The organism is Agathobacter sp. (genome assembly GCF_977054825.1).
Map to the genome: position 1 here is coordinate 96,159 of NZ_CDRTEH010000006.1, position 11,334 is coordinate 107,492.

At 38.4% G+C, this 11,334-nt stretch carries 12 protein-coding genes; 3 read left to right on the forward strand and 9 right to left on the reverse strand.

Annotated elements, in window-relative coordinates:
- Positions 1 to 453: a phasin family protein gene (locus ACW6PM_RS07710; RefSeq protein ID WP_456056765.1), complete on the reverse strand. Its 453-nt coding sequence runs from the start codon at positions 451 to 453 to the stop codon at positions 1 to 3.
- Between the two features lie 24 nt (positions 454 to 477).
- Positions 478 to 846 carry a diacylglycerol kinase family protein gene (locus ACW6PM_RS07715; RefSeq protein ID WP_456056766.1) on the reverse strand — a complete coding sequence of 123 codons (369 nt, stop codon included), beginning with the start codon at positions 844 to 846 and terminating at the stop codon, positions 478 to 480.
- Between the two features lie 262 nt (positions 847 to 1,108).
- Between ACW6PM_RS07715 and ACW6PM_RS07720 the strand changes: the two genes are divergently transcribed.
- The 3 genes from ACW6PM_RS07720 to ACW6PM_RS07730 are packed head-to-tail and all read left to right on the forward strand — an operon-like array spanning position 1,109 to position 4,729.
- Positions 1,109 to 2,497 (forward strand): MATE family efflux transporter, encoded by a 1,389-nt coding sequence (locus ACW6PM_RS07720; RefSeq protein ID WP_456056767.1) that lies wholly within the window; start codon positions 1,109 to 1,111, stop codon positions 2,495 to 2,497.
- Positions 2,498 to 2,552: 55 nt separating this feature from the next.
- Positions 2,553 to 3,764 carry a flagellin lysine-N-methylase gene (fliB, locus tag ACW6PM_RS07725; protein WP_456056768.1) on the forward strand — a complete coding sequence of 404 codons (1,212 nt, stop codon included), beginning with the start codon at positions 2,553 to 2,555 and terminating at the stop codon, positions 3,762 to 3,764.
- A 44-nt stretch (positions 3,765 to 3,808) separates the two neighbouring features.
- Entirely contained in the window at positions 3,809 to 4,729 is a 921-nt protein-coding gene (locus ACW6PM_RS07730) for an aldo/keto reductase (protein ID WP_456056769.1), read from the forward strand.
- Positions 4,730 to 4,741: 12 nt separating this feature from the next.
- Here the strand turns inward: ACW6PM_RS07730 and ACW6PM_RS07735 are convergent, their stop codons facing one another.
- The 7 genes from ACW6PM_RS07735 to ACW6PM_RS07765 form a co-directional block, all read right to left on the reverse strand.
- The gene (locus ACW6PM_RS07735; protein ID WP_456056770.1) at positions 4,742 to 5,578 is read right to left on the reverse strand and encodes a M15 family metallopeptidase; all 837 of its coding nucleotides are present in this window, start codon (positions 5,576 to 5,578) and stop codon (positions 4,742 to 4,744) included.
- Positions 5,579 to 5,823: 245 nt separating this feature from the next.
- Positions 5,824 to 6,252 (reverse strand): ABC transporter ATP-binding protein, encoded by a 429-nt coding sequence (locus tag ACW6PM_RS07740; protein WP_456056771.1) that lies wholly within the window; start codon positions 6,250 to 6,252, stop codon positions 5,824 to 5,826.
- The gene (locus tag ACW6PM_RS07745; protein WP_456056772.1) at positions 6,242 to 6,685 is read right to left on the reverse strand and encodes a DUF4869 domain-containing protein; all 444 of its coding nucleotides are present in this window, start codon (positions 6,683 to 6,685) and stop codon (positions 6,242 to 6,244) included. The genes ACW6PM_RS07740 and ACW6PM_RS07745 overlap by 11 nt, the downstream gene beginning before the upstream one ends.
- Complete coding sequence (locus ACW6PM_RS07750) at positions 6,682 to 7,398, reverse strand: hypothetical protein (protein WP_456056773.1); 717 nt, start codon at positions 7,396 to 7,398, stop codon at positions 6,682 to 6,684. Before ACW6PM_RS07750 ends, ACW6PM_RS07745 begins: the two co-directional genes overlap by 4 nt.
- Before the next feature lie 17 nt (positions 7,399 to 7,415).
- Positions 7,416 to 10,397 carry a TOTE conflict system archaeo-eukaryotic primase domain-containing protein gene (locus ACW6PM_RS07755; RefSeq protein ID WP_456056774.1) on the reverse strand — a complete coding sequence of 994 codons (2,982 nt, stop codon included), beginning with the start codon at positions 10,395 to 10,397 and terminating at the stop codon, positions 7,416 to 7,418.
- Positions 10,398 to 10,523: 126 nt separating this feature from the next.
- Positions 10,524 to 10,841 carry a type II toxin-antitoxin system RelE/ParE family toxin gene (locus ACW6PM_RS07760; RefSeq protein WP_456056775.1) on the reverse strand — a complete coding sequence of 106 codons (318 nt, stop codon included), beginning with the start codon at positions 10,839 to 10,841 and terminating at the stop codon, positions 10,524 to 10,526.
- Positions 10,838 to 11,152 (reverse strand): type II toxin-antitoxin system Phd/YefM family antitoxin, encoded by a 315-nt coding sequence (locus ACW6PM_RS07765; RefSeq protein ID WP_456056776.1) that lies wholly within the window; start codon positions 11,150 to 11,152, stop codon positions 10,838 to 10,840. The genes ACW6PM_RS07760 and ACW6PM_RS07765 overlap by 4 nt, the downstream gene beginning before the upstream one ends.
- Positions 11,153 to 11,334: the final 182 nt, after the last annotated feature.

An 11,334-nucleotide genomic window follows, 5' to 3' on the forward strand; every position in this document is an offset into this window, starting at 1 on the left:
CTAATTCACGCTTTCCTCTTTATCGTCCTCAGCTTCTATTTTTATCTCCACTGTCTGTGATTCTTCACCGGAAGTACTTTTCTCATCTTCTGTAGAATCTGCTACAATGTCCTCATCCTCAAATACACTTTCATCGGCTTCTTCATCAACGTCAGCCTCATCCATCTGTGCAAGTTTGCTCTTTAAAGCCTGTATCTGCTCAGGTGTCATCTTGTCCAAAAGCTCCTCGAGCTCCTCCGGTGACTGTGGCTTAACAGATACATTTACATTTTTCTTTACTGTATCCTTGATATTGTGCTTAAGCTCCTGATTGAGCACCTTGCCCTGCTCGACAGTCAGCTCGCCTCTCTTAACCATCTCATCGAGCACTTCCTTTGATTTCTCAGCGGTCACTGCCACTGTTCCTATTCCTGCAAGTAAAATCTTCTTTAATCCGTCTGTAAGTCTTTCCATGGTAAAATCCTCCGTTTCCTGTTATTATAGTGAAGCAATCCTTGGCACAAAAATGATAAGTCCAACTATCGCAGCCATTATAGCTGCCACAAGCACCGCCCCTGCTGCCGTGTCCTTTGCAACCTTGGCAAGTGGCTTTCGCTCTGTCGTTACCAAATCAACAACAGACTCAACCGCGGTATTTACCAGCTCAAGCGCTATCACCAGTCCAAACAGCGTCAGGCAGATGCACCACTCGGTCGGTGTTATCCCAAGTATAGCCCCTGCTATCACTACAAGTATAGCGACAGTGCAGTGTATCTTGATATTGCGTTCATTTCTGATGCATGTAAATATGCCCTCGAAGGCATAGCCGAAGCTTTTGTACAGAGGTGGTTTCTTTGCTTTTTTCATGTTGATACCTCTCGTGGTTTAATTTTGGAATTAGTTTTGCTGCCTTTTACTATGGTACTATTGTACAACTTTTTGGTTCAAAATAAAAGGGGATTGTGCAATATTGTTTAACTATTGTTCAAAAACCATTATTAAAAAGATTTATGTTGCTGACATTTTAATTATTTTATGTTACTAACGCTTTAAATATTTCTTATTGACATTACGAATTTATCGTATTAACCTAAACGCGTAGAATTTATTTCAATAAAGGTAATCAGATATGACAAATTTACACTCCGATAAAATAAAAACAGCAAACCTGCATACTACAACCAATCATATTTATACAAATACCAAGCTTCGAAAGCTTCTGGTTCCGATTATAATAGAGCAGCTATTGGCCTCTCTTATGGGAACTGTAGATACAATGATGGTCAGCAATGTAGGTTCTGCCGCTATCTCGGCAGTCTCGCTTGTAGACTCAATCAATATCCTTGTCATACAGGCACTTTCAGCGCTTGCCGCCGGTGGTGCCATTCTCTGTTCGCAGTATCTGGGAAGCCACAACACAAAGGGCGCCCGCCATGCTGCAAGGCAGGTATTTTTTGTCATGGCATTTCTGTCTGTTATTCTATCTGCTTTTTGTCTGATAACAAGAAAGCCGCTGCTTCGTGCCATATTTGGTGCTGTTGAAGCTGATGTAATGAGAAACTCACAGGTTTATTTCTTTTTTACATTGCTGTCATTTCCTTTTATAGGACTCTATGATGCCGGTGCATCCATTATGCGTGCACAGAATAACAGCCGCAATCCTATGGTCATATCTGTTATTTCGAACTTTATGAATATCGGTGGCAACGCTATCCTGATTTTCGGCTTCGGCATGGGTGTTGAGGGAGCTGCTATTTCCACTCTCGTATCAAGGATATTTTGCGCAATTGTCGTTATCCTACAGCTTCGAAAGGAAAATGAACCGATTTTCATCAAGAACTATATGTCCATACGCCCTGAATGGGGCCTGATCAAGAAAATACTTCTCATCGGTATCCCATCAGGAATCGAAAACAGCATGTTCCAGTTTGGAAAGCTGGCTATCCAGTCTACTGTATCCACTCTTGGAACCGTAGCCATCGCCGCTCAGGCCATGACCAATATCCTCGAAAACTTAAATGGTATTGCCGCTATCGGAATAGGAATCGGTCTTATGACTGTTGTCGGACAGTGTCTGGGTGCCGGCAGAAAGGATGAAGCTGTCTACTATATCAAAAAACTGTCACTGGTGTCTGAGATCGTTATCATTGCCAGCTGTCTGATTATTTTTATACTCACAAAGCCTATCACGATGCTTGCAGGAATGGAGCCTGCCAGTGCAAGGCTCTGCTTTGAGATGGTTACCTTTATCACAATTACCAAACCAATCTGCTGGGTACCATCCTTCATACCGCCATATGGACTGCGTGCCGCAGGCGATGTAAAATTTTCCATGATTGTATCCTGCTGCACAATGTGGCTTTGCCGTGTAAGCCTGTGCATATACCTCTGCCGTGTATGGGGCTTTGGTCCAATCGCCGTGTGGATTGGCATGGCATGTGACTGGCTGCTTCGTTCTATTATATTTACCGCCAGATTCCACTCAAGGAAATGGCTGAATCATCATGTGATTGATTGATAATAACAAGCTATACCCTGCATTATTCACAAATCTGTAAAAGCAAAGGAAAACTATGAAAAACTATCAACCGGACTATTACAACAAATTCAAATGTATTGCTGACAAATGCAGTATCACATGCTGTCAGGAGTGGAAAATCGCAGTAGATGAAGCGACAAACCGCAAATGGATGAAGCTTTCTCCTCCGGATACTTTATGTACAGCCCCATTTTCTGCTGATAATGTGTCTGGAAAAAGTAACAATTTAAGCTCTTACACCTGCCATAAGGATGGCAGTCGTGTTATTAAACTGGATGAAAAACACAGGTGTCCGTTTCTTTCAAAGGATAAGCTATGTCATCTTGTAATGACATACTCAGATGAAGTGCTTTCAGAGACATGCACACTGTTTCCCAGAGAAATCCACCGGTTTTCAACACATGAGGAACGAACACTCATGCCGTGCTGTCCGGCAGTTATTGATTTGTGGTGCGAAAAACCTGTCACATTTCCTGTAATATCCGAGACCATGGATAATTTATCTCCGGCATTTTTAATCCGTGATAATCTGATTAAACTGATATCTGACCAAGGGCTTTCAGTGGAGCAGGCTTTGCTTGACGGGCTTTACATTTTATTGGAATTACATAAAAACCAGCCGATCACCAAAGCACATATACAGGAATATTTTTCCGGACATACGCTTAATGAACTGAATACCGCCATGGAAGATATCCATATCCCGGACGAAGATACATTTATCGAATGCAATGAGCTGCTTCAGGATTTATCAGTAAATTATCGCAAAGAAGGTTTGTATACCGCCTTTCTTAAACCTTTACTGACCGAGGCTTGTAAATACTCCAATATTTATTCACAGTCAGATAACAATTCCATGAGCCGCAGCTTACAAACATCGCAAAAACAATTTTACTCATTGCTCACAGATTATGACATTGTTTTTCGCAATTATCTGGCAAACGAACTGTTTTCTGACCTGATATCGCCTGAAGCAGCATCCACTAAAAAGATTATTGAACACATGATTATCAAAATGCAATGGATTATGATTGAATACACTGCTATACGTCAAAGTCTTTTCCTATGGTACAGTCACAATGCCAATAGTCCGTTGACATATGAAACCATCAGAGAGCATATTGTCATCATCTCACGCATGACAGGATATGATGACGATGACATACATGAATATCTGGAAAACAGCTTTGCAAAGCTCATATGGGATTGGGGCTACGCCGCACTCATTATGGGAATTAGGAAATAATCACTTAACGTTAATACAAAATAATTCCAAAGGAGATTTTTATTATGAGAGAAACAATTTTAGGCAATAACATACGAAAGGTTCCTTCAGTTGCAGTTGGATGCATGCGCCTTTCTGAAAAATCTAAGGATGAGATGAATCATTTTATTCATGCAGCTCTGGAACAAGGCGCATATTTCTTTGATCACGCAGATATCTACGGTGGCGGTATGAGCGAAAGTATATTCGGCGAAGCGTTTGCAGATGATCCATCCCTAAAACGTGAAGATATGTATCTGCAGTCAAAATGTGGCATCCGCCAAGGCTTCTATGATCTCTCAAAGGAGCACATTCTGAAATCCGTAGATGGTATTTTACAACGACTCCATACCGATTATCTCGATCTTTTACTGCTTCACCGTCCGGATGCACTCGTAGAACCGGAAGAGGTTGCCGCTGCATTTGACGTCCTGTTTGAAAGCGGAAAGGTTCGCCATTTTGGTGTTTCAAACCATAAGCCGATGCAGATTGAACTGCTACAGAAGTATGTACGCCAACCACTCGTTGTCAATCAGGTTCAGTTCAGTATCCCTGTTTCCAATCTCGTTGCAAACGGCATGGAGGTCAATATGGAAACACCCGGTTCAATTGATCATGATGGAAGTCTGCTCGACTACTGCCGACTCCACAATATCACTCTCCAGGCATGGTCTCCGTTTCAGATGCCTGCATGGAAAGGCTGTTTTCTCGGAAGCGACGAATACCCGGAACTGAATAAAAAACTTCAAGTGATAGCCGAAAAATATAATGTCAGCGATACTACTATTGCAGCTGCATGGATTTTACGCCATCCGGCAAATATGCAGATCATTACCGGAACTGCAAGTGAAAGCCGCCTGAAAGAAATTATCGCGGCATGCGATATTACGCTGACTCGCGAGGAATGGTATGAGCTGTACCTGGCGGCAGGTCACCTGCTTCCGTAGAAATTATCAGCATTATTTTTCAAAATGCTGATAATCCTTGGAATGCGTCCAATCGCCTCCCCACTCAAAGCCATGCTCCGTAAACAGCTTATAGCATAAATCGTCATGGTCAATCTTGTGTGAAAAATCCTTGCTCCTGTCAACATAATCTGCAGCATTTGCAGGCTCAATTGAAAGCTCTCCATCGACTGTTTTGACATAAGGATTGTAAAGAGTGTTGATATCCACCGCCATTCCCATTCCATGCTTAGATATCTTCGTGGTGTGGGAAATAAATCTGAAATTGAAGGCCGATGAATTATTATCGCTCATAGATGCCTCATCATCTGCATCGTATTCATCAACGAGCCGGACTTTTTCTATTTGATATCCGGACTCATAGAGCTCCTTGAATATTTCAAGTACATCATCTGCAATATCTTTATTGACAACCAGCTCACCTTCATGCACCTGATTGTCAAAGCCTACGTGTAATACATGTATATATCGCAGATTTTCTCTGGGGAGTGTACAATCTGCCTTGTAGGATTTGCCCTGCATTTTTTCAAAAATGTCATCCGGGATTTCGGATATGTAAAATTGCTCTTTATTATTCTCATAGGTCTGATCCAGAATACCTGCTTCAGATGTACTCGTGTCAGGTGTATTCGTATCAGCTACACTCGTATCAGATATACTTGTGTCAGGTATACTTGTGTCATGTATATCTTCACATGTATTTTCTGATACATTTATAGATGTTTTATCATTATGCTCTTTCTTATGATTTTTAATGAATTCTCTGCCCGCAAGTGTGACGATAAGCAGCGATGCCGCAGCTGTGATTATTATGTTTGTGTGTTTTTTCATATTAGGTTTATGCCTTTCATATTGTTCGAAGCATTACTAATATCTATTGTAGTAATGAAATATTTTATTTTCAATAGGCATTGTTAACAAACGTTATTAAACCATTCATTTTCATCTCATGAATAAAATAATTTGTTGGATTATTTGCTGAATTTCACTAACTGCCACATTACTTACAGTTTCAAAATCAAGCTCTTTCCACACTCCTGTTAGACATACCAGGTTGCGGAAAATTCTAATATAGCTCACAAATATTTTCTCAAACTAAATTCTGTCTGCTCCCCCTTTTTCTCACTAACGAGTTCAAATAAATTATCACTTGTTGTAAACAAATTCTTTGGATTTCTTCCTATAATCAAATACTGATTCTTATCATCCAGCGAAATATACTTTCTTGTATCATCATCTAACAATATGTCAGCATTATCAATCACTATAAGTTTGCCTGTCTCACCAGCAATAAGCTTCTTTATATCCCTCTGATAATCCTGGTAATTGATACATACTATATTGGGATTCACCGCCATACACTCCCTCATAAATGAAAAAGAAGCTGTTTTTCCGGTTGCCGATAAACCAGTAAGAATTGTAATATTATTTGTGAAGTCAAAATTAAGTATATACGATGTATGAACCGTTGAAAAATGTTCCATAACAATTGGCTTACTCTTCATTATTCCACCACTCCTTCAACTCTTCGTAATCCTCTATCACTCTAGTTCCGTTTTCATCAAATACTTTTACTTTGTTCATGTCAAACGGTATTACTGCATAATCACTATATACCGTTCCAGTTTCTAGTCCATACAATACTTCCAAGGCATTATCGCCACATTCTTTCATGCAAAATACCTTATCAGGAAAATACAGTACATTCAACACGGTTTTACAGCCTGTCGATAAACAATCAATATCTAATGTAACGCCATTGAACTTTGATTCCATCTTATATTTCCCAATCAGCTTGGAGGCGTCTATTTTCTCTACAATGACATTTGCGCTATCATCTATCTTGGAAACGGTATTCTGGTTAAAGAAAACATCGTTAAGCTCAACGTAATCCTTATCACTTGGTATATCTTTTTTATTTTTCAATATGGTAATCATACCAGCACCTCCAAACCAATATTTTGAAATTCCCTATGTAGAGATGTCCCGCAATAAATGCTCTTCATTTTTTCCTTTAGTGAAAGCTTTGTCTGATCCAATCCGCATATATCATCTTCTTGTCTATCTACCCACTCGCAACAATCCTGCCTCCAACATTCTCCCAGATTTCCCTTTGAAACCTCAAAGCCTGTATTCCTTGTAAGGTCAAATAATAGCTTTGCAGATAACTGCTCAATATTATGATTATGCAAATTGCTGTCATAATCCAGTATTTCCTGTATTGCTTTATAGTTCATATCGTTTGAACTTATAATTTGAACCAGCTTTTCTCTTGCAGCAATAGCACCCGCACGTTTTTCTCTAAACTCATCCTCAGGTGCATAAATCCAGTCAATCAGTTTATCAAATTCCAACAATATATATTCAAAGCATATAAAATTTAGCAGAAATACATTATTCCTTTTATCGGCTGCCTCTTTCAAAATTCTCTGTTCCATGTAAATCTGTACATTATCAAAAGAATTGTCCAATGCAATTATATATCTATTTTCTTTATCTGTTAACCCCTTAACCGCTTTTACCAATTCTCGGTTATTCATCTTACTTTCCACAATTACTTGCGGACATATTTCGTGCATAAATGCCGTCCAAAACTTATAGCTTGCTTTTCCTATGCGATCTTCTATCCATAAATATGTCTTCTCTGACATCTGTTCACCTGCTTTCGTTATTTGTTTTGTTTCTTTCCAAATGTAATTTCCATCAATTCACTTGCTATCTCTTTACTCATGACTCTCATAATACTGTCATCAATCTTATCTTTTGCAAGCAGATTAATATTTCCATACCAGACAACTTCCTGATCAATAACGGCAAACCGGTCGCAGTATTCTTCTACTGTTTTAATGTAAAACCCGGCTTTACGCATATCTTCATGCAACTGCATCCAGTACGATGCATCACCAAATCCATATGAATCCGAAGTCCATGTAACTATTGTAATCTGAACTCCTTCCTCCTGTTTTTCCTTTAGCATCCTGATTAATTCATATACTTTTGGTCCGCTGATTGCAGGACTGGAAATGATTATATTTTTATCGGCATCAAACAGATCCTTATTGAAAGTCTCTCTATAATCATCCCCATCATATATTGCATTAACTGTCTGTTTACGAGCTTTCAATCCACCCGAAAGCTGGTATCCAATCTGTTTATATGCTTTAAGTCGCTTCATATACATATTATCAAACATTGGAATATGATTGTCTACATAATCATATATTATCACATTTTCTTTACCTGCATAATCACGATTCAGTCGTCCGGCATACTGTTCAACTACACCACGAAATGATACAGGTGTTGCCATAAAAAGTGTATCCAATCTTGGAAAATCAAAGCCTTCTCCTACCAAAGAGCCTGTTGCTACTAATATCATAGATTCATCATTGCCAACCTGACGCATCTGCTCAAGAATTTTTCTATGTTCTTTTTTAGAATTATTACCAGTCATAAGAAACACATAATCAGCATAGCTTTTTAAACGCTTGTACAATTTTTCAGAGTGATCCTTGTACCGTGACAAAACAACCGGAGTACGACCTGCCGATACACAATTCTTCACATCATCAACAATCTGCTCATCTCTTAAATCATTATTATGAATGATCTCATATGCTTCATTGGGATGCATCTTACCAGTAATCACACCTCTTGGTGGTACAGTTCTGGTAAAGCGTGGGTAAACAAGATGCTGTATTCCTTGCTCCTTAGCTTTTTCTTTTGCCGTATAGCTATACCTTATAGGACCAATTAGCATGTAATTAATTTTTTCCAGTCCATCTCCTCTTTTCGGAGTTGCTGTCACACCGTATACATACTTTGCTTTCAATTCTTTTAAAACATTTGCTATTGTTTCAGAAGCAGAATGATGGCATTCATCAATCAGCACGAGTCCATATTCATTCAACAGCTTATGATACTCTCCTTTTTTACATAGTGAACCAACCATTGCAATATCTATAATTCCAGTCATTGAATCGTGAACTCCTTGCAATGTTCCAATCAGACTTTTTCTTTTCCGTACTCTTCCTGTCTTAGTTTCATATGACGGAAGTTCCTCATCAATATTTAAAAATTTCTCCAATGCATCTTTCCACTGCTCTATTAAAGCCGATGATTCCAATATAATCAATGTATTGACTTTCTTTTGTGCAATTATTGCACTACTGACAACAGTTTTTCCAAATGCAGTTGCAGCATGAAGTATTCCGTTATCGTATTTCGTCAGTTCTTTTAGCGCCTTATCCTGTTCCTGGCGCAATTCTCCTTTGAAATCCACATTAATATGTTTTCCACGCTGACGCTCGTCTTGAATTTCATAATCGACATCTGCCTGCCTTGCCCTTTCCAAAAGGTTATCCTGCAATCCTCTCGGTATCTGTATGTACCCACTCAGATGGTCTTTTCCGAGATATATCCATCTTGGCGTATCATAATTAGATGTGCCAATAATCTGATGTTTATAGAAAACCGGATTACTGAACGCCGCCATTCTGCGGATTTTATTCTGCATAGAAGCTTTCAAGTTTGTATTATCAACATATATTCCATTTGATAGTGTAATATGTAGCTTCCCATCTACATCATTTTTATTAAAATGCTGTATTCTGTTCCATGGTTTTTCCCTATCATTTTCATCAGCATCTGCAACAATATCTTCAATGTGATTTGACCATTCTTTTATTTTTTCTTCTAGAAATTCCTGTGACAATCTTGGCTTGCTAAATAATATCTTCCATTGATCAGGATATGCGTTCCAGTTGCCATCAACAAATGCACTATTTCCCTCCTGCAAAGCTTTCCCCTGCAATGGCAATGCAATCAGATTACCAAGCGCACTGTTATCCGATAATGAATCCTGCGCAGGCAGCATTCTGTCATAATATTTAAATGATTTTAAATTAACCTGTTCCGCACCTTTATCAAGCAAAGCAAATCCAAACTTTCTTACCAATGAAGCAGCTATCGGCTTATCAAAGAATATCCATACATGTGCTCCCCTTCCAGATCTTGAGCGTTCCACTAACGGATCTATTCCATTCATCACACAGATTTTCCTCATTGCTTCAACTTCTTCAATCCATGTATCGTCATCGTTGGCAAAATCTTTTTCTTCTGCTCCTTTATCATGGTTATCAAAATCAAATACCATAAACCTGCACGTTCCATTATTAAGAAGAGGATAAACACCTATCACATCAGATGAATTATAAGCATTTCCCTGCAAATGATTTAATATATCGTATTTTGTTATTTTCTTATAAGAACGATTCTTACAGTCCTTGCAATTGATGCCATCTTTTATCTTCTTATGACACACACTTGTCCAAAAATTATTACACTGTGGATAGTACGCTGCTTTTCCAGTTTCTTTATTAACACTACGCTTTGCATAAACATCCTGCCTTCCCCAGAACATATAAAAGAACTTATTTGCCATATTTTCTGTTATTGACTGCGGATGAATGATTCTTTTGCCCTGTTTTGGATCATAATCTTCTTTACTATCATTTTGTCTAAATGCCGATAGTTCCTTATTGTATGCCAATCCTGCCCTGTCCAATATGTTTTTTAATATCTGATTTTCCAGTTGTAGGTCATTCAACTTTTTCTGAAGTTGTGATATATTTTCTATTGAATCACGCATATTGACATACCTCCCAATTTTATTTATTTCTTAATTTTCTTGCATATTGCATAACTACAATCCTTTTTAATCCCAAAAATATGTTCTTTTGGGGAGAAAGTCGAATTTGCTTGGGATTAAGATAATCTACAATCCTCTGATAATACTTAAATAATCTTGCCTCTGATCTACTACGGCATAGACAATAACCTGCTTCTTATTATCATCTACCTTATAAAATACAATATCCTTTTCCAAAATAAGAACCAGATACCCCTGTCTTTTTAAAACATTGTATTTCGGCTTTACACCAATATACGGATTATCACCCAAATTCATAATGGCTTCTTCAAGATAATCCAACTTTTCCAATGCCACATCGTCCCCAAAGTTTTCTGCAACATAGAGGATGAGCTTTCTGATTAAGGAATCAGCCGTATCAGTTCGTATAACTTCGTACTTCAAGCTTTCCCCTCCTTAAGAAGACTTCTTAAGTCGTCAAATGTGTTCTTCATAGGTGCAACTCTTCCGTACTTAACATCCTCATCAGCTTCTGCAAGAATTTCCAAAAGCTCAATTCTCGCTTTCATCCTCTTATACTCCTCATAGGAAATGGAAACTGTGTCTCCTCTACCATTTACCGTAATGATAACAGCCTCATTGTCTTCACGGCATTGTCTGGATATTTCGTTATAGTGATTTCGTAAATCTGCAGATGGTCTAATTACTTCCTGCTGTGCAAACATGATTATCACCTCCGTTTTCAATATAGACATATTATATCATCATATGTCTATATTCACAATAATAATCGTTCCTATTTCTCCATACCCAAAAATGAAATTTTAAATTCCACCACCACATTTGGTGGTGGAATTTACTCCCGCACAGTAAAGGTTTACTCTTTCATATAAAAATGGTAAGGTTATCTTTCTTTCTGACAGCAGTAGAAAGAAGG